Raw genomic sequence first — 18,913 nt, 5'->3', positions numbered from 1 at the left:
AATACGCTGTTCATGCCGGAAGATCTCCCGTAGAGCACCCGGTATGAAGGACGATTGTTCGGACCGGCCTGAGAGGGGCGGCTGCGTGAGGGGAGACGGCGATGGCGCCGCAGGGAAAGCTGGACCTCGACCCGGAGGCGGTGCGCACCGCCCGGCGGCTCGCCGCCCGCGCCGCGGAACCGATCATCGAGATGGCGCGCTCGCACACCACCGTCTCGGTTGAGCGGGCCCTGCTGCGCCTGGCCGGCCTCGCCGGCGCCGACGACGGCGGGCGCCCCTGGGCCAACCACCTCGCCGACGCCGTCCGCGACCAGGTCGGCCTGGAGCACGGCCTCGCGCTCCCGGTCTGGGACGCGCTGCTGACCGGCCCGCACGGCTCCCTGCACGACCTCGCCCAGGCGGCCGCCGCGGGCCGGGTGTCGTTCCGGCTCCCGTCCGGCGCCGACGCCGGCCACGCCCGCAAGGCCGCCGCCGAGGCCGCGCGCGGCGGCATCGCCCGCATCGACCGGCGCCGCGCCGAGCGCGACCGGCTGCTGGCCGAGCTGCCCGCCCCCGACAGCGCCGACCCGCCGCAGCCGCTGGTCTACCTGATCGTGGCGACCGGCGACATCTACGAGGACATCCCGCAGGCGCAGGCCGCCGCCCGCGAGGGCGCCGACGTCGTCGCGGTGATCCGCTCCACCGGCCAGTCGCTGCTGGACTTCGTCCCCGAGGGCGCCACCCGCGAGGGCTACGCCGGCACCTACGCCACCCGCGAGAACTTCCGGCTGATGCGCGCCGCGCTGGACGACGTCTCCCGCGAGCTCGGCCGCTACGTCCGGCTGACCAACTACGCCTCCGGGCTGTGCATGCCGGAGATCGCCGCGCTCGCCGGGCTGGAGCGCCTGGACATGATGCTCAACGACTGCATGTACGGCATCATCTTCCGCGACATCAACCCCCGCCGCACCTTCATCGACCAGCGGTTCTCCCGGCAGGTCCACGCGCGCGCCGGCATCGTCATCAACACCGGCGAGGACAACTACCTCACCACCGCCGACGCGGTCGACGCCGCGCACACCGTCGTCGTCAGCCAGCTGCTCAACGAGCGGTTCGGGCACGAGGCCGGCCTCGCCGACGCCCAGCTCGGCCTCGGCCACGCCTTCGAGATCGACCCGGCGGTGCCCGAGTCGTTCCGGCTGGAGCTCGCGCACGCCCAGCTGGTCCGGGAGCTGTTCCCCGGCGCGCCGCTGAAGTACATGCCGCCCACCAAGCACATGACCGGCAACATCTTCGCCGGCTACCTGCTGGACGCCTTCTTCAACCTCGCCGGCGTGATGACCGGCCAGTCGATCATCCTGATCGGGATGATGACCGAGGGCATCCACACCCCCTGGCTGTCGGACCGCGACCTCGCGCTGGAGAACGTCCGCTACGTCCGCGACGCCTGCGGGAGCCTCGCCGAGGACTTCGTGCCCCGCCCGGACGGGATGATCGTCCAGCGCGCCCGGCAGGTGCTGGCGGAGTCGGTGGACCTGCTCGAGCGCATCGCCGACGACGGGCTCCTCGACGCGATCGCCGAGGGCACCTTCGGCGTCACGCGCCGACCGCCGGGCGGCGGCAAGGGCCTGGACGGCGTCGTCCCCCGCGCCGACGGCTACTTCAACCCCGCCATCGACATCCTCGACACCGAGGACCCGCACGCCGGCCGCGCCGGCAGCGCCGCCCAGCAGGAGGTGCCCGCATGACCGTCGAGAGCCCCGGGACCGGAACCCGGACTCCCGCCGAGCCCGCCGACACCCGCCAGGTGATCCGCCCCTACGGCGACACCACCGGCGACGGCATGGTGCAGATGTCGTTCACCCTGCCCGTCCCCGCCGGCAAGCGCGCCGAGGCCGCCGCCCTGCAGCTCGCCGGGAAGATGGGCCTGGACCCCGCCAGCGTCGTGCACGCCAAGCCGATGGGGCCCGACTTCACCTTCTTCATCGTCTACGGCAGGGTCCGGCACCCGATCGACTACGCCTCCATCCCCGCCCCCGAGGAGCGCGCCTACCCGCTGCTGACCTCCCAGGAGGTGAACCTGGCGATCCGCGGCGCGCTGAACCGGCGGCTGGTGGTCGTCGGCGCCTGCATCGGCACCGACGCCCACACCGTCGGCATCGACGCGATCCTGAACGTCAAGGGGTTCGCGGGGGAGAAGGGCCTGGAGTACTACCGGGAGATCCAGGTGGTGAACATGGGCGCCCAGGTCACCGTCGAGGAGCTGGTGGAGCGCGCCAAGGCCGAGGACGCCGACGCCGTCCTGGTGTCGCAGGTCGTCACCCAGCGCAACGCGCACCTGCACAACACCAAGCAGATGGCCGCCGCGTTCCACGCCGAGTACCCGACCGCCGTGGCCGGCGGGATGGGGCGGCCGCTGCTGGTGGTCGGCGGCCCCCGCTTCGACACCGTCACCGAGGCCGACCTCGGCGTCGACCGAATCTTCGGCAGGGGCACCACGCCCGCCGAGGTCGCCAGCTACCTCGTCCACGCCCTGCTGCCCGACCAGCCGACCGACCAGCCGACCGACCAGCCGACCGACCAGCCGACCGACCAGCCGACCGACCGCGGCGGAGACGACCACGGAGGAGACGACGATGAGTGATCCGCGCGAGGGGACGACCGTCACCCACCGCCGCTACGTCCCCTACTCCCACGCCCACTACGCCGGCGACCTGGTCGACGGCGCCTACGTCCTCGGGCTGTTCGGCGACGCGGCCACCGAGCTGTGCGTGCGCACCGACGGCGACGAGGGCCTGTTCGCCTCCTACTCCGACGTGCAGTTCCACGCCCCGGTCAAGGCCGGGGACGTGCTGGAGACCACCGCGGTGCTGGTCCGCGCCGGCACCCGCAGCCGCGCGATGGAGTTCGAGGCCCGCGTGGTGTGCCGGGGCCGCCCGGACAAGGGCGAGTCGGCCGCCGAGGCGCTGGCGGAGCCGATCGTGGCGGTCACCGCGACGGGCACGGTGGTGGTCGCCGCGCCCGGCGGCTGACCCGCGCCCCCCGGCTGCCCGCCCGCCGCCCGGCCGGTGTCCGCCACGCCGCTCGCGGCGATCTTCGCAGCCGATTTCGCGGACGGCTGATCATGTCCCTGACCTGCGACGACGTGAGTCCCCGCAGAACATGCGGCGGTTGACATGAGGCCGGAAGCCGGTAGTTTTGCTGCAGTCCAGCACGGGACTCACCGATCGGCCGCCCGAGGCGCCGCCGGGCATCGCACCACGACGGGGACGGGGACCACGCGAGTGGTCCGGTTTCGTGTCCGCCTCAGCCAGTGCGGTGTTCCGGGAGCGGGCCCGGGCGGAGCCGCCCGATCGCGCGGGGGGTTGGACCCGGGAAGGGCCCGGACATCCAGTAGAAAACGGAGGCTCGCTCTCACCGCCTGTGGGACGGCTCCGGCCCGACGGATGTCGCGGGCCCTCTTCCGTGTCCGGACCTCCGCGCGCCTGCGGACCCCCGCACCGGTCTCCCCCAGCCCTCCCGGCGGCCCGGGCGTGGTCGCCGCGGGCGCCCGCGCCCGGTAGCGTTCCGGGCAGGGAACGAGCGAACGAGGTGGGGACGTGGCCCAGGAGACCCTGCGCGACCGGTCGCCGGCCGGGGGCCCCGGCGAGGGCCGGGACGGCGCGCCCGGCGCCGCGGCACCGCGCGGGCGGCTGAGCCGGCTGCGCGGCGCGGTGCGGCGCGGCGGCCGCGCGGGCTGGCCCCGCACCCTGCTGGCCGTCGCCGCCGGCCTCACCATGTGGCTGGCGTTCCCGCCGCTGGACCTCACCCCGCTCGCCCCGGTGGGCGTCGCGCTGCTCACCCTCGCGCTGCGGGGCCTGCCCGCCCGCACCGGCGCCTGGGTCGCCTTCGTCGGCGGCGCCGCGTTCTTCCTGCCCGTCCTGGAGGGCATCTCCGCGATCGGCCCGGACGGCTGGATCGTGCTCAGCCTCGTCCAGGCGCTGTACTTCCTGCCGCTGGGCGCCGGCATCGCGGTCGTCACGCGGCTGCCGGCCTGGCCGCTGTGGACGGCCGCGCTGTGGGTCGGTGAGGAGCTGATCCGCGGCCGGGTCCCGTTCGGCGGGTTCCCGTGGGCGCGGCTGGCCTTCAGCCAGACCGCCACACCGCTCACCCCGTACGCGTCCTACGGCGGCGCGCCCCTGGTGACGTTCGCGACCGCCCTGATCGGCGGGCTGCTCGCCTACGCCGCGCTCGCCGCGTACCGCGCCCGCGCCGCCCGCCGCGCCGCCGACCCCGGCGAGGGGGAGGAGCGCCCGCCGCGGCTGCGCCGCGCCCTGGTCCCGGTCGCCGGCGCCCTCGCGCTGATCGCGGCGCTCGCCGGCGGCGGGCTGCTGATCCCCACCCCCGCGTCGGGCCGCCCGGTCACCGTCGCGGTGATCCAGGGCAACGTCCCGCGCCTCGGCCTGGACTTCCTCGGCCAGCGCAAGGCCGTCCTGAACAACCACGTCAAGGCCACCCACGAGCTGGCCGCCCGGGTCCGCGCCGGCGAGCTGCCCCGCCCCGAACTGGTGGTGTGGCCCGAGAACGCCAGCGACCTGGACCCCTACGCCGAACCCGACGCCTACACCGCCATCGACGGCGCGGTGAAGGACGTCGGCGTGCCCGTCCTGGTCGGCGCGCTCACCGACACCCCCGACGGCGAGAAGGTCGAGAACCGCGGCATCGTCTGGGACCCGCGCAGCGGCCCCGGCGACTACTACGTCAAGCGGCATCCCGTCCCGTTCGGGGAGTACCTGCCGTTCCGCGACATCCTCACCAAGCTGATCACCCGGTTCGAGCGGATCCCCCGCGACTTCGCCAAGGGCACCCGCTCGGGGGTGATGCGGCTCGGTCCGGTCACCGTCGGCGACGTCATCTGCTTCGAGGTCGCCTACGACGAGGAGGTCCGCGACGTGGCGGCGGGCAACCTGCTGGTCGTGCAGACCAACAACGCCACCTACGGCCGCACCACCCTGCCGCCGCAGCAGATCGCGATGTCCCGGCTGCGCGCGGTCGAACATGGCCGTACGATCTTGGTTGCCGCGACCAGCGGGATCAGCGCGATCGTCGCCCCGGACGGCCGGATGCTCGACGAGTCACGCGAGTTCGTCCCCGACATCCAGGTCCGGACCGTCCCGGCGCGCACCGCGCGGACGCCCGCGGACCGGGTGGGCGCGGCGCCGGAGTGGGCGCTGGCGGCGCTCGGGCTCGGCGCCGTCCTCGCGGCGGCATGGACAGCCAGGAAGAACGAGGGGAATTGACACCGATGGAGATCCCAGCCGGCCTGGGCCGGGTGCTCGTGATCATCCCGACCTACAACGAGCGGGACAACATCGAGCGCATCACCGGCCGGGTCCGCGCGGCCGTCCCGTCGGTGGACGTCCTGGTCGTCGACGACGCCAGCCCCGACGGCACCGGCGAGGTCGCCGACGCGATGGCCGCGGCCGACGAGCAGGTCCAGGTCCTGCACCGCCAGGGCAAGGACGGCCTCGGCCCCGCCTACATCGCCGGGTTCCGGTGGGCCGCCGAGCACGGCTACGACGTCATGGTCGAGATGGACGCCGACGGCTCCCACCAGCCCGAGGAACTGCCGCGGCTGCTGGCCGCGCTGGAGGACGCCGACCTGGTCATCGGCGCCCGCTGGGTCCCCGGCGGCAAGGTGCGCAACTGGCCCAAGCGGCGCGAGGCGCTGTCGCGCGGCGCCAACACCTACGCCCGGCTCATGCTCGGCATCCCGCTGCACGACGCCACCGCCGGCTACCGCGCGTTCCGCGCCGCGACGCTGGCCAAGATCGGGCTGGAGGAGGTCGACTCGCGCGGCTACTGCTTCCAGATCGACCTGGCGCTGCGGGCCGTGCGGCAGGGGCTGCGCGTGGTGGAGGTGCCGATCACGTTCGTCGAACGCGAGCACGGCACCAGCAAGATGAGCCGGGACGTGATGGCCGAGGCGGCGCTGCGCATCACCCAGTGGGGGATGTCCGACCGTGTCAGCAAGATCCGCCCGCCCCGCTGACCCCGGCGCGGGAAACGTTCGGGCCCGTCCCGGCGTTGTTGTAGGGGAGAGGCTCACCCCGACCCGAAGATGAGGCCATGCCGCTGCTGCTGATCGTCCTGGGAATCCTGGCCGTGCCCGTGCTGGAGATCCTCGTGATCCTCCAGGTCGGCGCCGCGATCGGCGGCTGGGCCACGGCCGGGCTGCTGGCCGCCGAGGCCGTGCTCGGCGTGTGGCTCGTCCGGCGCGAGGGCCGCCGGGCCTGGGGCGCCCTCAACGACACCCTGCGCAGCGGCGTCCTGCACGACCGCGAACTCGGCGACGCCGCGCTGGTCATGGCCGGCGGCATGCTGCTGCTGTTCCCGGGCTTCCTCACCGACGTCCCCGGGCTGCTGCTCGTGCTGCCGTTCACCCGGCCCCTGGCCCGCCGTGCCCTGTCCCGGTTCGCCGAGCGGCGGATGCGGGCGGCCGAGGAGCGCGCCGCCACCGTGTTCCCGCCCGGCCTCGGCGGCACCGGGTTCGACCCGTTCGGCCGCGGCCCCGGGCCCGGGCGCGTGGAGACCCCGCCGGGACCGGTGGTCCGCGGCGAGGTCATCCGCGAGGACGGTGCCGGGGATCGCGAGGCCGGGGGGCAGGTCGTGCGCGAGGACGACGACACGGCCTCCCGCGCCTGACCGCACCCGCCCGCCCGACCGCATCCGCCCGACCGCGCCCCGCCTCGGCCCGCGCCGCTCAGGCGTCCCGCAGCGCGAACAGCGCCCCGCCCGCCAGCAGCGCCGCCGCCGCGTAGCACGCCAGCACGCCCAGGCCCTGCCACGGCCCGATCGGCAGCCGGTCCAGCCCCCGCGTCGCCTGCACCGCCAGGCCCGCCGTCATCGGCGCGGCCTTCTCCAGCCGCTCCTGCCAGACGCCGGTCGCGGTGAGCCGGGTGAGGACCGGCACGATCCACAGCAGCGCCAGCACCGCGGTGATGGCCGCCGCCGGCTCCCGCAGCGCCGTCCCCGCCCCGAGCGACAGCAGCGCCACCAGCACCAGGTACAGCACCGTGCCGGCCGCGGCCCGCGCCGTCGGGCCGTCCAGCGGGGACAGCGGCGGGTACCCGTTCGCGGCCGTGAACCCGTTCCCGGGCAGCAGGCCCCGCCCCGCCGCCAGCGACGCCAGCACTCCGGCCGTCCCGGCGGCGGCCACCGCGCCCGCGACCACGGCGGCCTTGGCGGCCAGCACCGCGGTTCGCCGGGGCACCGCCGCCAGGGTCGCCGCGATCGTCCCGGTGGCGTACTCGCCGCCGACCGCCAGGACTCCGAGCACGACCGCCGCGACCTGCCCGATCTGCACGCCCGACAGCGCCAGCTTGGGCGTGTCCTCCATGCAGCCCGCGGGGCTGGTGCAGTGCGAGGTGTCCACCGACCCCGTCACGGCGGCGCCCACCGCCGCCGTGAGGCCCGCCAGCGCCAGCAGCATCCACCAGGTGCTCGGCAGCGTCCGCAGCTTCGTCCACTCCGCGTGCGCCGCCCTCACGCACACCGCCCTCGTGCACACCGCCCTCATGCGTCTCGCCGCCTCAGCAGCCACGCCGCGAGCGCCAGGGCCGCCGCCGTGTACGCGCACAGGACCCCGAACCCGGCCCACGGCGCGATCGCCCGGTCGAACCGCGTGACCGTCTGCTGGATCGCGAACCCGGCCGCCGGGGTGAGCCGCTCCAGCCACCGCGCCGCCGACAGCGGCAGCGCCGTCGCGACGATCTGCGGGACGAGCAGGAGCAGCAGCACGAGCGTGATCGCGGGCGCGCTGCGCCGCACGACCACCGCGACCGCCAGCGAGCACACCGCGATCACCGCGAGCAGCGCCGCCGTGCCGAGCACCGCCCGCAGCACCGCGCCGTCCGACAGCGGCGGCGGCGACATGCCGTGCGAGCGCAGGATCGGCCCGGCCAGCAGCACCGCGCCGAACGCCGCCGCGAGCCCGGCCGCCAGCGCCGCCAGGCCCGCCACCACCGCCTTGGCCGCCAGCACCCGGCCGCGCCGGGGGCTCGCCGCGAACGTGGTGCGCAGCATCCCGCGCCGGTACTCGGCCGTCATGAACAGCACCGCGAGCGCGATGATCGCCGCCTGCCCGACCAGCACGCCGGTGAGGGTGGTCTTGGTGATGTCGTCGGCGAACAGGTCGGGGCCGATGTCGCCCGTGCCCTTCAGCGTGAACGCCCCGCCGGCCCGGGTGCGCCCGTCCGCGTCCGGGTCGGCGGCGGGCCCGCCCGGCGCCCCCCGGTCCCGCCAGGACGCCCCAGGGACCGCCGGCGACACCGCCACGTGGTCGAACGTCGCCCGGGTGTCGCCCGGCGTCCCTGAGACGCTCTCGCCGCCGAACTGGCGCTGCACCTCGACCTTGTCGGGGACGGCCACGACCATCCCCGCCAGCGCCTCCCGGGGCAGCCCCTCCAGCCGCACCGACCCGACGCGGTGCCAGGCCCGCCCGTCCGCCGAGTCGTAGCCGGTCACCGTCGCGCCGGAACGGGCCAGCTTCAGCCAGCGCGGCGCCGCGGCCGTCCCGCCGCCGGCGCCGCCGCTCTCGTAGCCGGTCTGCAACCGGACGCCATGGCCCGGCGTCACCACCAGCGCCGCGTACGGGGTGCCGCGCTCCGCGCTGCCCCGGACCATCAGCCCGGCCTTCGCCCACGCGCCCCCGCCCTCCTGCGCGGCGACCCGCGCGACGACCGCGCCGTCCCCCGCCATGGGCAGGTAGGTGAAATGCCCCAGGTCGAACGTCCCGGCCGCGTGCTCGGCCGCCGGCCCGCAGCCCGGCCCGGACGACTCGCTGCCCGCCCCCGACAGCAGCGCCACCAGCACCGTCAGCAGCACCGCCGCCGGCAGCGTCCACATCCACCGGGGGACGGTCCGCAGCTTGGTCCACTCCGCCAGCAGCAGCCGCCCGAACCCGTCGCGCGCCTCCGCCTGCACGGTGCTGCGGTACACCGGGCCCGCCGCGGGCGCCGGGGCGCTCACCACGCCTCCCGCCCGGTCAGCGCCTGGAACTCCACCGCGTCCCGCGTCAGCTCCATGTACGCCTCCTCCAGCGACGCCCGGTGCTCGGAGACCCCGCTGAACCCCACCCCGGCGCCGGTCAGCAGCGCGATGATCCGCTCGGCGGGCACGCCCGCGACCGTCACGGTGTCCCGCCCCGCCGCCGTCACCGTGGCGCCCGCCCGGGCCAGCACCGTCATCGCCTCCTGCCGCTCGGCGGTGCGCAGCTCCACCCGCCCGCCGGACGCGGCCGCCAGCAGGTCGGCGACGCTGGTGTCGGCGATCAGCCGGCCCCGCCCGATCACCACCAGGTGGTCGGCGCCGCCCTCCAGTTCGCTCATCAGATGGCTGGACACCAGCACCGCCCGCCCCTCGGCGGCCAGCGACCGCAGCAGCCCCCGGATCCAGGTGATCCCCTCGGGGTCCAGGCCGTTCACCGGCTCGTCGAACATCAGCGCCGGCGGATCGCCGAGCAGCGCGGCGGCGATCCCGAGCCGCTGCCGCATGCCGAGCGAGAACCCGCCCGCCCGGCGCCGCGCCGCGCCGCCCAGCCCGGCCAGCTCGATCACCTCGTCCACCCGCCGCGCCGGCAGCCCGTTGGCGTGCGCCAGCCAGCGCAGGTGGTCGCGGGCCCGCCGCGCCGGATGCACCGCCGCCGCGTCCAGCATCGCCCCGAGGCGGCACAGCGGCGTCCGCAGCGACCGGTACGGCCGGCCGCCGACCAGCGCCGCGCCGGCGTCCGGCCGGTCCAGGCCCATGATCATCCGCATGGTGGTGGACTTGCCGGCGCCGTTCGGGCCGACGAACCCGGTGACCTGCCCGGGCGCGGCCGTGAACGACAGGTCGTCCACGGCGACGGCGGCCCCGTACCGCTTGCGCAGGCCCCGCACTTCGATGGTTGCGTCCATGACCCGGCAGGCTACGGACCGCCGGGCCGCCGCGTCGTCCCGCCGCGGAGCCGTCCCGGCCGGCGGGGGACGGGGGAGGCGGGGTCCCCCTCGGGAGGGACGCCGCCGCGCCGCGGTCCACGCCACAATGGCGTGCGTGGGGGAGACCGACGGGCGGCCGGTGTGGCCGGCGGCCGGCGCCTGCCTGGCCGCGGCGGGCGTGGCCGAGGCCGTCCTGCGCACGCACGGCTCCGGTGTGGTGCCGTCCCTGGCGATCGCCGTGGACGTGTGCGCGACGCTGCCGCTGGCCGCCGTCCGCGACCGGGCCGGCGCCGCCGCCGCCACGATCACGGTCGCCGCCGCCGCGGCGTGCGCGCTGCACCGCGGCGCCGCCGTCGCCGCGCTGACCGCCCTGGCCACCGTCTGGACGGTGCTGGCGCTGCGGCGCATCCGGCGGCGCCGCGCCGCCGCCGGCGCGCTCGCCGCGTCCCGCCGCGCGTTCGAGAGCACCCTGCTGGAGCACACCGCGCGCGGCGAGCGGGCCCGCATCGCCCGCGAGCTGCACGACGTCGTCGCCCACCACATCTCGATGATCTCCGTGCAGGCCGAGACGGCGCGGCTCGCCGTCCCCGGCATGCCCGCCGAGGGCGCCGACCGGCTGCTGGCCATCGGCGACACCGCCCGCACCGCGCTCACCGAGATGCGCCGGCTGCTCGGCGTGCTGCGCGAGGACGCCGGCGCCGAACCGGACCGCCGCCCGCAGCCGGGCCTGCGGCAGCTCCTCGACCTGGTCGACCAGACCCGCGAGTCCGGCGCCGGCGCGGTGCGGCTGATCGTCCGCGGGGACGTCGCCGCCCTCGACCCCGGCCTGGAACTGGCCGCCTACCGGATCGCCCAGGAGGCGCTGACCAACGCCCGCAGGCACGCGCCCGGCGCCGCCGTCGACGTGGAGATCGACTACGGGCCGGACGCGCTGCGGGTGGCCGTCCGCGACAACGGCCCCGGCCCCCGGGACGCGGGCGGGCCCGCCGGGCACGGGCTGCTCGGCATGCGCGAGCGCGCCGCCGCCGCGGGCGGGGACCTGCGCACCGGTCCCGGGCCGCTCGGCGGGTTCCTGGTCGAGGCCGTCCTGCCGGTGGCGGCGCCGTGAGCGTGCGCGTGGTGGTCGCCGACGACCAGGAGGTCGTCCGCGCCGGGTTCGGGGCACTGCTCGGCACCCAGCCGGACCTGGCCGTCGTGGCGACCGCCTCCGACGGCGCCGAGACGCTCCGGGCGTGCCGCGAGCACCGGCCCGACGTCGTGCTGATGGACGTGCGGATGCCCGTCATGGACGGCATCGAGGCCACCCGCCGCGTCACGGCCGAACCCGACCCGCCGCGGGTGCTGATGCTGACCACCTTCGACCTCGACGAGCACGTCTACGCCGCGCTCGTCGCCGGGGCCAGCGGCTTCCTGCTCAAGGACGTCACCGCCGAGCGGCTGTTCGACGCCGTCCGGGTCGTCGCCGCCGGGGAGGCGCTGCTCGCCCCGGCCGTCACCCGCCGCCTCATCGGCGAGTTCGCCCGGCTGCGGCCCCGCCCGCCCGAGCTCGACGTCCTGGACGCCCTCACGCCCCGCGAGACCGACGTGCTGCGCCTGGTCGCCGCGGGCCTGTCCAACGCCGAGATCGCCGGCCGCCTGGTGGTGGGGGAGGAGACGGTGAAGACCCACGTCAGCCGGATCCTGCGCAAGCTCGGGCTCCGCGACCGGGTGCAGGCCGTCGTCGCCGCCTACGAGAGCGGCCTCGTCCGGCCCCGCACGGGCCGCTGAGCACCGGACACGGGACGGGCCCGCACCGGTCGCCCGGTGCGGGCCCGTCCCGCCGAAACAAATCCCCCGCCCGCTAGGCGGACCTCCTTCGTCCCGCCCGCAGGATCTCCAGGCGCTCGGCGAGGACCTCCTCGAGGTCCTCGACGGTCCTGCGCTCCATGAGCATGTCCCAGTGGGTCCGCGGCGGCTTGCCCTTCTTGGCTTGGGGCAGCTCGCCGTCGACCCGCAGGGCGGTCACGCCGCAGTTGCGGCATTCCCAGGTCATCGGCACCTCGGCCTCGGCGGCGAGCGTCACGGTGAACCGGTGGCCCTTCGTACAGGTGTAGTCCACCTCTTGCCGAGGGGCCAGATCGGTGTTGCGATCATTCTCGTAGCTCGTCGCTCCGAGTCGGGTGCCGCGAAGTGCGCGCTCGGCCATCGTCACGTGCCTCCCAGACGGCTTGCGGTCTTGCCCTCACCAACGCTGAACACCGTGACAAGATTCCCCTCGCCGGGGTGATCCAACCCTGCCGTTTCCGGTCGCGGCCCGCCGCGGCCGCGCCGACCGCGGCCCGCGGCGCTACCCGCGGCCCGCGAGCACCGCGTCGATCAGCCCGTACTCCTTGGCCTGCTCGGCGGTGAAGTACCGCTCCCGGTCCAGGTCGCGGCGCACCGTCTCGGGGTCGCGGCCGGTCGCCTCCGCCAGGATCGCCTCGGTCTGCGCCCGCAGCCGCAGCACCTCCCGCGCCTGGATGTCCAGGTCGGTGGTGTAGCCGCGGGACACCTCGACCGCCGGCTCGTGCAGCAGGATCCGCGCGCCCGGCAGCGCCTGCCGGCGGCCCGGCGAGCCCGCCGCCAGCAGCACCGCGGCCGCCGACCCGGCCTGCCCGACGCAGGTCGTCTCGATCTCGGGGCGGACGTAGCGCATCGTGTCGCAGATCGCCAGCATCGCCGTCAGCGACCCGCCCGGCGAGTTGATGTAGAGGGAGATGGGCCGGTCGGCGTCCATGCCCTCCAGCGCCAGCAGCTGCGCGGTGACGTCGTTGGCGCTGGTGTCGTCCACCGGCGCCCCGAGGAAGACGATCCGGTCCTCGAACATCCGGTTGTAGGGGTTGGTGTCCTTGCGGCCGTAGCTCGTCCGCTCCTCGTACTCGGGGACGAGGTACCGCCGTTCCGCCCTTGTCATGTGCCCACCCGGTCGGTGCTGTCGATGACGTGGTCGACGAAGCCGTACTCGCGGGCCTGCTCGGCGGTGAACCACCGGTCCCGGTCGCCGTCGGCCTCGATGCGCTCCAGCGGCTGCCCGGTGTGCACCGCGGTCAGCTCCGCCAGCGTCCGCTTGAGGTAGAGCGACTGCTCGGCCTGGATCTTGATGTCGGACGCGGTGCCGCCGATCCCGCCGTGCGGCTGGTGCATCATCACCCGCGCGTGCCGCAGCGCGTACCGCTTGCCCGGCGTGCCCGCGCACAGCAGCGTCTGCCCCATGGACGCCGCCATGCCCATCGCGACGGTGGATATGTCGTTCGGGACGAACTGCATCATGTCGTAGATCGCCATGCCGGCGTCCACGACGCCGCCGGGCGAGTTGATGTAGAGCGTGATGTCGCGCCGCGCGTCCTGCGCCGCGAGCAGCAGCAGCTCGGCGTTGATCCGGTTGGCGACCTGGTCGTCGACCTCGGTCCCGAGGAACACGATCCGCTGCGCCAGCAGCCGTTCGAACAACTGCGCGTCCGCCGGCCCCGGCATCTCCGCCACGGCCGCCCGCGACCTCCCCGTGAACGTCTCCACCCGCTGCCGACCGTTCATGGGCCCTCCTTGGTCATCTGTACAGTACGTACAGATGGACAGTAATCTCGGGGAAGAGGGGCCGCCAGGCGGGGACGGTGAATTTCGCTATACGATGAATCACGTGGAAGTTCCGGTGACCGAAGCACGTGCCGAGTTCGCGGACCTGGTGAACCGGGTCGCCTACACGGGCGAGCCCGTCAGGCTGACCCGGCGCGGCAAGGTGATGGCCGCGCTGGTCTCCCCGGAGGACCTGGAGCTCCTCGAGGCGATCCGCGCCCAGCGCCACGACCTCCAGGTCGGCGGGACGGTCCCGCCGGGCCAGCCGTCCAGGCCCGCGGAGCACCCCCGGCCGCAGCCGCCGATGCGCATCGCCGCCGAGTACCGCCCACCCGGCTTCAGGCACTGACCCCCGTTCGCGGGCGAGCCTGCGCGCCTGCGCATTGACCTCGCCCGGCGCGTCCTCGGCGGACAGCGGCGGGATTCCCCATCGAGCCGGCCCTCGCCGGTGTCTTCCGGCGCGGTCTGGAGGCTGCCAGACGGGAGGCGGTGCTGGATGCCAAGCGGTCGGAGGCCGCCGCTCGGTCGCCTCGCGTGACCTGGGGCGTGGTGGTCGGGAGCAGCGGGCTGAGGGGCTCAGGCGGGGCGGCCGAGTTGCTTGCGGAAGAGGTGGTGGACGTTCTCGCCGAGGATCTTGCGGATGTCGGGCTCGGTGTGGCCGCGGCGGAGCAGGGCCTCGGTGACCAGGGGGAGGCCGCGCGGGCCGTCGAGGCCGGGGACGACGGCGTTGACGTCGAAGCCGGCCAGGGCGCTCATGTCCTCGCAGCAGGGCGGGGTGAGCTCGAGGCTGACCTCGCGGATGAAGTCGGGGCCGAGGCCGACGTGGTCGATCCCCGCGACGGCGGCCACGTGCTCGATGTGGTCGACGGGGCGGTCGACGGTGTGGCCGGCGGGGTCGGCGCTGAGGAAGCCCGCGACGAAGTTGACGCACACCACTCCGCCGGTCGCGGCGATGCCGCGGAGCTGGTCGTCGGTGAGGTTGCGGTGGTGGTCGCGCAGGGCCCGGGCCGAGGAGTGGGTGGCGATGACCGGGCGGGTGGCGAGTTCGAGGACGTGGGCGACGCCGGCGGCCCCCAGGTGGGAGACGTCGAAGATCACGCCGAGCCGCTCCAGTTCGGCGAGCGCGTCGCCGCCGGCGGCCGTCAGGCGGCTGCCGGCGGCGTCCTCGCCGCTGCCGTCGGCGAGCGGGGTGCGGCCCCAGTGCGCGATCGAGGCCACCCGCACGCCCAGCCGGTGCAGGGTGGAGAACAGTTCCACGTTCGCGTCGAGGCCGGGGGCGCTCTCCAGCGCCAGGACCAGGGCGATCCTTCCGTCGGCGAGGGCCTGGTCGATGTCCTCGCCGTTCCGGCACAGGCTGACCTCGCCGGCGTTGCCCTCGGCGAGCACGTGGGCGGCCTCGACCATCCGGAGGGTCTCGCGCAGCGCGCCCTCCGGACGGAACCGGTCGTCGATGAAGACCGGGAGGACCTGCAGGTCAACGCCTCCGTCGCGGAGCTGGGGGAGCCAGCGGTCCCGGAAGAACCCGGCCCACTGCGCGGGCGGGCGGGCCGCCACGGCCATCAGCAGATCGTTGTGGGTGTCGGCAACGACGGCGCGGCGGTGGAGGTCGGCGGACATCTCGATCCCTTCTGTGCCGGACATGCGCAGCTCATGGCCGGTCATGGAGGCGGCGGGCCGGGGGGCTCCGGGGGCGGCAGGTAGGGGTGGAAGTGGGCGGCGACGAGGTCGGTGACGGCGGTGGCGTCGCGGGTGCCGTCGACTTCGATGACGCGCACGCCGAGGCGGCGGGCGGAGCGGACGGCGTCCGCGGCGACGAGGCGGTCGCGCTCGAGGCGGTTGGCCTGGGCGCGGGCGGGGTCGCTGAGGCCGCGGCCGAGGGCGGCGGCCCGGGTGAGGGTGCGCCGCTGCCGGTCGCGGAACTCCTCGGTGGGCACCATGACGACCATGCGGCGCGGCGAGCCGGCGACCGGGACGACCAGTTCGGGGCGCAGCCCCCAGCCCTCGGCGATCACGGGGCGCCCGCAGACCAGGGCGCGCAGGTCGTCCAGGGCCCAGCCGAACCGGACGGGGAAGCCGGCGAGGGTCTCGGCGGCCATGGCCTGCGGGGTGGTGTCGACCCAGGCGGCCTCGGGGTCCGGGCCGGCGGGCGGTTCGCCGCGGCGGACGCGGCGGGCGACGCGGCGGTCGTCGTGGCCGCGGGCGTCGTGGTAGTCGTAGCGGTAGGCGGTCAGCCCGTAGCGGACGGCCAGCAGCCGGGCCACCGTGGACTTGCCGGCCCATTGCCCGCCGCCGATCCACAGGGCGCGGGCGAGCGTGCCGGACGGGTCCCGGGCGTCGTCTCCTGCCACGGGGGCCTCCTCAGGCGGTGGCGTGGGGCCACAGGCCGCGGGCGGACATGATGCGGCGCAGGGGCAGCAGCTCGTCGGTCATGATGCCGTCGATGCCGAGGTCCAGGAGCCGCTCCATGGCGGCGGGGTCGTTGACCGTCCAGGCGTGGACCTGCAGGCCGAGCCGGTGGGCGTGGTCGATGAACGCCTCGGTGACGAAAGGGACGGGGCCGAGGCCGTAGGGGACCTGGGCGCAGGCGACGCCGGTGGCGGCCAGCCGGACGAGCTTGGCGGCGGGGCCGCCGTAGGACCGGGCGCGCAGCGCCATCACGCCGCGGGGGCCGAGCGCCATGCACACGTCGCGGTCGGTGAACAGGGGCAGGCGGGCGCGCATCTGGGCCAGGCGGCGGGTGGAGAAGGAGGTGATGCAGACCCGGTTCCAGGCGGCGGTGCGGTGCAGCGTCGTGGCGAGCGGGCCGATGACGTGGGCGTCCTTGAGGTCGATGTTGACGCGGGCGTCCGGGAAGGAGCCGAGGAGGTCCTCCAGGCGGGGGATGGGCTCGGTGCCGGCGATGCGGGCCTTGGCGACCTCGGTGTAGGGCAGCCGCGAGATGGTGCCGGTGCGGTCGGTGACGCGGTCGAGGGTGCGGTCGTGGAAGGCGACGACGACGCCGTCGGCGGTGGCGTGGGCGTCGGTCTCCAGGTACCGGTAGCCGAGGTCGGCGGCGCGCTGGAAGGCGGCCATCGAGTTCTCCGGCCGCCCGGCCGCGCCGCCGCGGTGGGCGAAGGGGATGGGGCCTGGGTGGTCGAGGAACTCGTACGAGCGGCGCACCCCTCCGATTATGGCGGACGCGGCGATCACCCCTGACCTTACTGCGTAAAGGGCGGGGGTGATCGCCGCGGTGCTACCGTCGCCCCGCAATCGATCTGCGAAGGAGCGCCGGCATGGCGGACGTGAACGACTACAGGGCGACGTTCGAGCTCGTGGACGTCGACGGCGATGGCTACATATCCACGGCGGAGCTGAAGAACCTGATGACCAAGCTCGGCCAGGACGTCACCGACACGCGCGCGGTGGAGGTGGTCGTGGCCGCCGACGCCAACCGCGACGGGAAGATCTCCCTGGAGGAGTTCACGGCGCTGATGGAGCGCACCGCCCGCCGCTGACGGGTCAGCGCAGCCGCCTGATCTTCAGGGCGTTGTCGGTGCGGGTCATGGTGCGTCCGTCCGGGGCGGTCTGGACGCGTTCGTGCTCGCCGCTGAGCAGCACCTCCCACGCGCCGTCCGGCAGCTCCAGCGAGGCCAGCACCTCGTCGGGGGTGGGCAGGTGCACGTCGGGGTGGGCGTCGGGATCCCAGGGCGGCGGACCGGCGTGCCCCACGACCAGCAGGACGCCGCCGGGCGCGACGGCCGCGGCGGCCGCTCGCAGGACGCGCTCGCGGGGCATGTCCGTGGGCGTGTGCAGGAACTGGGCCGAGACCAGGTCGAACTCGCCCTCGGGGAAGGACTCGGCCAGGTCGCGGCGCTGGAAGTCGGTGCGGTCCGCGACGCCCTCGTCGCGGGCGTGGCGCGCGGCGCGTTCGACCGCGACGGCGGAGATGTCGACGGCCGTGACGCGCCAGCCCCGCCGGGCGAGCCAGATGGCGTCGGCGCCCTCACCGCAGCCGAGGTCCAGGGCGGTGCCGGGGGCGAGATCGGTGACCTCGCGGACGAGGGCGGTGTTGGGGTTGCCGCTCCAGATGCGGTCGCTCTCGGCGTAGCGGGAGTCCCAGAACTCCTGGCCGGTGGTGGTGTCGTCCATGGGTCGATGGTGCGCGACGGCGGCGGGTTCCGGCGAATCCCTTTGCCGTTCCCGCAAAAGGGGCAGGAGTGCGGCGGCGGCCAGGGCGGGGGCGGCGGCGAGGGCGTAGCAGAGCGGCAGGGGCAGCGCGTCCAGGTACACGCCGGTCGCGGCCGTCCCGCCGGCGGCGCCGAGGTTGAGCGCGGTGTTGACCCAGGCGGCCGCGCGGGCGCGGGCGGTGGGCGGGGCGGTCGCGTCGGCGAGCAGGTAGGCGGCGGTCAGGACGGGGCTGATGAACAGCCCGGCGGCGCATGCCGCCGCCGTCAGCGCGAGGGTGGACGGGGCGAGGCCCGCGGCGGCCAGGGCGGTGCCGAGCGGCAGGAGGAGCACCGCGAGCCGGCCGCGGCCGGGCCGGGTGCGGCTGAGCGCGCCGTAGGCGAGTCCGCCGGCGGCGCTGCCGGCGGCGAGGGCGGCCTCGACCCAGGCGACGGCGGCGGGCTGGTGGTGCTGCCGGGTGAACGCGACGGCGAGCAGGGCGGTGGAGCCCAGGACGACGCCGGTGGCCGCGGCGGCGAGGCACGGGGCGAGCGGGATCGCGGGCCGGCGGCGGCCGGGCCGGGTCCCGGGCGGCCGGGGCCGCACGGCGGGGGAGGTGATCAGCCCGAGGGTGCCGGCGGCGATGAGGGCGGCGCTGAGCGCGATGCCGAGGGCCGGGTGGGCGGCCGCGGCCAGCAGCCCGGCCAGCAGCGGCCCGGTGACGAACACGAGTTCTTCGCAGACGGTGTCGAGGCTGTAGGCGCGGCGAAGGAGCGGTCCGTCCGGCAGGAGGGTGTTCCAGAGGGTCCGCATGACCACGCCGAGCGGCGGCATGGTGGCGCCGGCGGCGAGGGTGAGCGCGGTGAGCAGTGCCAGGGGCGCGCCGGGGCGCCAGGTGAGGGCGGCCAGGGCGAGCAGGGCCAGGCAGTAGCCGGCGGCCATGGGCGGGAGGGCGCGGCGCGGGCCGTGCCGGTCGATGAGCCCGGCGCGCAGGGGCGACAGGACGGAGACGGTGAGGCCGTTGAGGGCCATGAGGGCGCCCGCGCGGGCGTAGGAGCCGGTGGAGGCGGTGAACGCCAGCGTGAGGGACAGGAAGACCGTCCCGTAGGACAGGCGTCCGATCAGGGCGAGGGAGAAGGTGCGGAAGGCGTGGGGTGCGCGCAGGACGGCCGCGTACGACGGTGCCACGGAGGGTGTTCCTCATCGGGAGGGCCCGCTAGGGGCGGTTCATGGGGACGCCGGAG

At 75.6% G+C, this 18,913-nt stretch carries 20 protein-coding genes; 10 read left to right on the top strand and 10 right to left on the bottom strand.

Features of this window, described 5'->3' with window-relative positions; genetic code table 11:
• Positions 1-101: 101 nt before the first annotated feature.
• From HUT06_RS22340 to HUT06_RS22315, 6 genes are all read left to right on the top strand, one after another.
• Positions 102-1,727, top strand: coding sequence for a lysine 5,6-aminomutase subunit alpha (locus HUT06_RS22340; RefSeq protein ID WP_176197510.1), 1,626 nt, complete (start codon positions 102-104; stop codon positions 1,725-1,727).
• Positions 1,724-2,623, top strand: a complete 900-nt coding sequence (locus HUT06_RS22335; protein ID WP_176197509.1) for an OAM dimerization domain-containing protein — start codon at positions 1,724-1,726, stop codon at positions 2,621-2,623. Before HUT06_RS22340 ends, HUT06_RS22335 begins: the two co-directional genes overlap by 4 nt.
• The gene (locus tag HUT06_RS22330; RefSeq protein WP_176197508.1) at positions 2,616-3,011 is read left to right on the top strand and encodes a hotdog fold domain-containing protein; all 396 of its coding nucleotides are present in this window, start codon (positions 2,616-2,618) and stop codon (positions 3,009-3,011) included. The genes HUT06_RS22335 and HUT06_RS22330 overlap by 8 nt, the downstream gene beginning before the upstream one ends.
• A gap of 567 nt (positions 3,012-3,578) precedes the next feature.
• Positions 3,579-5,258, top strand: a complete 1,680-nt coding sequence (gene lnt / locus HUT06_RS22325; protein WP_254715324.1) for an apolipoprotein N-acyltransferase — start codon at positions 3,579-3,581, stop codon at positions 5,256-5,258.
• 5 nt (positions 5,259-5,263) lie between these two features.
• Positions 5,264-6,010, top strand: coding sequence for a polyprenol monophosphomannose synthase (locus tag HUT06_RS22320; protein ID WP_176197507.1), 747 nt, complete (start codon positions 5,264-5,266; stop codon positions 6,008-6,010).
• Between the two features lie 77 nt (positions 6,011-6,087).
• A complete protein-coding gene (locus tag HUT06_RS22315) occupies positions 6,088-6,663 on the top strand; it encodes an FxsA family protein (protein ID WP_176197506.1) in 576 nt (191 codons plus the stop codon).
• Between the two features lie 58 nt (positions 6,664-6,721).
• Here the strand turns inward: HUT06_RS22315 and HUT06_RS22310 are convergent, their stop codons facing one another.
• The 3 genes from HUT06_RS22310 to HUT06_RS43945 are packed head-to-tail and all read right to left on the bottom strand — an operon-like array spanning position 6,722 to position 9,914.
• On the bottom strand, positions 6,722-7,507 hold the full coding sequence (locus HUT06_RS22310; protein ID WP_176197505.1) for an ABC transporter permease subunit: 786 nt from the start codon (positions 7,505-7,507) through the stop codon (positions 6,722-6,724).
• A 26-nt stretch (positions 7,508-7,533) separates the two neighbouring features.
• Positions 7,534-8,988 (bottom strand): ABC transporter permease subunit, encoded by a 1,455-nt coding sequence (locus HUT06_RS22305; RefSeq protein WP_176197504.1) that lies wholly within the window; start codon positions 8,986-8,988, stop codon positions 7,534-7,536.
• On the bottom strand, positions 8,985-9,914 hold the full coding sequence (locus tag HUT06_RS43945) for an ABC transporter ATP-binding protein (RefSeq protein ID WP_217711396.1): 930 nt from the start codon (positions 9,912-9,914) through the stop codon (positions 8,985-8,987). The genes HUT06_RS22305 and HUT06_RS43945 overlap by 4 nt, the downstream gene beginning before the upstream one ends.
• Before the next feature lie 136 nt (positions 9,915-10,050).
• Between HUT06_RS43945 and HUT06_RS43940 the strand changes: the two genes are divergently transcribed.
• Complete coding sequence (locus HUT06_RS43940) at positions 10,051-11,043, top strand: sensor histidine kinase (RefSeq protein WP_217711395.1); 993 nt, start codon at positions 10,051-10,053, stop codon at positions 11,041-11,043.
• Complete coding sequence (locus tag HUT06_RS43935) at positions 11,040-11,702, top strand: response regulator transcription factor (RefSeq protein ID WP_217711394.1); 663 nt, start codon at positions 11,040-11,042, stop codon at positions 11,700-11,702. The genes HUT06_RS43940 and HUT06_RS43935 overlap by 4 nt, the downstream gene beginning before the upstream one ends.
• Before the next feature lie 73 nt (positions 11,703-11,775).
• On the opposite strand, the gene HUT06_RS22295 is transcribed toward HUT06_RS43935, so the two are convergent.
• The 3 genes from HUT06_RS22295 to HUT06_RS22285 form a co-directional block, all read right to left on the bottom strand.
• Positions 11,776-12,120 carry an RNA polymerase-binding protein RbpA gene (locus HUT06_RS22295; RefSeq protein ID WP_176201541.1) on the bottom strand — a complete coding sequence of 115 codons (345 nt, stop codon included), beginning with the start codon at positions 12,118-12,120 and terminating at the stop codon, positions 11,776-11,778.
• A gap of 141 nt (positions 12,121-12,261) precedes the next feature.
• Positions 12,262-12,867, bottom strand: coding sequence for an ATP-dependent Clp protease proteolytic subunit (locus tag HUT06_RS22290; protein WP_176197503.1), 606 nt, complete (start codon positions 12,865-12,867; stop codon positions 12,262-12,264).
• Entirely contained in the window at positions 12,864-13,427 is a 564-nt protein-coding gene (locus tag HUT06_RS22285) for a ClpP family protease (RefSeq protein WP_176201540.1), read from the bottom strand. Before HUT06_RS22285 ends, HUT06_RS22290 begins: the two co-directional genes overlap by 4 nt.
• 163 nt (positions 13,428-13,590) lie before the next feature.
• On the opposite strand from HUT06_RS22285, the gene HUT06_RS22280 reads away from it, so the two are divergent.
• Positions 13,591-13,875, top strand: a complete 285-nt coding sequence (locus HUT06_RS22280) for a type II toxin-antitoxin system Phd/YefM family antitoxin (protein ID WP_217711393.1) — start codon at positions 13,591-13,593, stop codon at positions 13,873-13,875.
• 227 nt (positions 13,876-14,102) lie between these two features.
• Here the strand turns inward: HUT06_RS22280 and HUT06_RS22275 are convergent, their stop codons facing one another.
• Genes HUT06_RS22275 through HUT06_RS22265 form a run of 3 tightly spaced genes read right to left on the bottom strand, consistent with a single transcriptional unit; the run spans position 14,103 to position 16,685 of the window.
• Positions 14,103-15,167 carry a dipeptidase gene (locus HUT06_RS22275; RefSeq protein ID WP_254715323.1) on the bottom strand — a complete coding sequence of 355 codons (1,065 nt, stop codon included), beginning with the start codon at positions 15,165-15,167 and terminating at the stop codon, positions 14,103-14,105.
• 17 nt (positions 15,168-15,184) lie between these two features.
• Positions 15,185-15,874, bottom strand: coding sequence for a hypothetical protein (locus HUT06_RS22270; protein ID WP_176197501.1), 690 nt, complete (start codon positions 15,872-15,874; stop codon positions 15,185-15,187).
• 10 nt (positions 15,875-15,884) lie between these two features.
• The gene (locus HUT06_RS22265; RefSeq protein WP_176197500.1) at positions 15,885-16,685 is read right to left on the bottom strand and encodes a glycerophosphodiester phosphodiesterase; all 801 of its coding nucleotides are present in this window, start codon (positions 16,683-16,685) and stop codon (positions 15,885-15,887) included.
• A 113-nt stretch (positions 16,686-16,798) separates the two neighbouring features.
• On the opposite strand from HUT06_RS22265, the gene HUT06_RS22260 reads away from it, so the two are divergent.
• Entirely contained in the window at positions 16,799-17,020 is a 222-nt protein-coding gene (locus HUT06_RS22260) for an EF-hand domain-containing protein (protein WP_176197499.1), read from the top strand.
• Positions 17,021-17,024: 4 nt separating this feature from the next.
• Here the strand turns inward: HUT06_RS22260 and HUT06_RS22250 are convergent, their stop codons facing one another.
• A complete protein-coding gene (locus tag HUT06_RS22250) occupies positions 17,025-18,857 on the bottom strand; it encodes a cyclopropane-fatty-acyl-phospholipid synthase family protein (protein ID WP_217711392.1) in 1,833 nt (610 codons plus the stop codon).
• Positions 18,858-18,913: the final 56 nt, after the last annotated feature.

The organism is Actinomadura sp. NAK00032 (genome assembly GCF_013364275.1).
Lineage (GTDB): Bacteria > Actinomycetota > Actinomycetes > Streptosporangiales > Streptosporangiaceae > Spirillospora.
Note: the sequence above shows the minus strand (reverse complement) of the source record. Positions and strands in the feature narration are given on the sequence as shown.

Excerpts from the sequence above, each read along its gene's own strand:
- HUT06_RS22335 (WP_176197509.1), top strand. The coding sequence starts at position 1,724 with ATGACCGTCGAGAGCCCCGGGACCGGAACCCGGACTCCCGCCGAGCCC.
- HUT06_RS22315 (WP_176197506.1), top strand. The coding sequence starts at position 6,088 with ATGCCGCTGCTGCTGATCGTCCTGGGAATCCTGGCCGTGCCCGTGCTG.
- HUT06_RS22260 (WP_176197499.1), top strand. The coding sequence starts at position 16,799 with ATGGCGGACGTGAACGACTACAGGGCGACGTTCGAGCTCGTGGACGTC.
- HUT06_RS22320 (WP_176197507.1), top strand. The coding sequence starts at position 5,264 with ATGGAGATCCCAGCCGGCCTGGGCCGGGTGCTCGTGATCATCCCGACC.
- HUT06_RS22330 (WP_176197508.1), top strand. The coding sequence starts at position 2,616 with ATGAGTGATCCGCGCGAGGGGACGACCGTCACCCACCGCCGCTACGTC.
- HUT06_RS22295 (WP_176201541.1), bottom strand. The coding sequence starts at position 12,120 with ATGGCCGAGCGCGCACTTCGCGGCACCCGACTCGGAGCGACGAGCTAC.
- HUT06_RS43945 (WP_217711396.1), bottom strand. The coding sequence starts at position 9,914 with ATGGACGCAACCATCGAAGTGCGGGGCCTGCGCAAGCGGTACGGGGCC.
- HUT06_RS22275 (WP_254715323.1), bottom strand. The coding sequence starts at position 15,167 with ATGTCCGGCACAGAAGGGATCGAGATGTCCGCCGACCTCCACCGCCGC.
- HUT06_RS22290 (WP_176197503.1), bottom strand. The coding sequence starts at position 12,867 with ATGACAAGGGCGGAACGGCGGTACCTCGTCCCCGAGTACGAGGAGCGG.
- HUT06_RS22285 (WP_176201540.1), bottom strand. The coding sequence starts at position 13,427 with ATGCCGGGGCCGGCGGACGCGCAGTTGTTCGAACGGCTGCTGGCGCAG.
- HUT06_RS22340 (WP_176197510.1), top strand. The coding sequence starts at position 102 with ATGGCGCCGCAGGGAAAGCTGGACCTCGACCCGGAGGCGGTGCGCACC.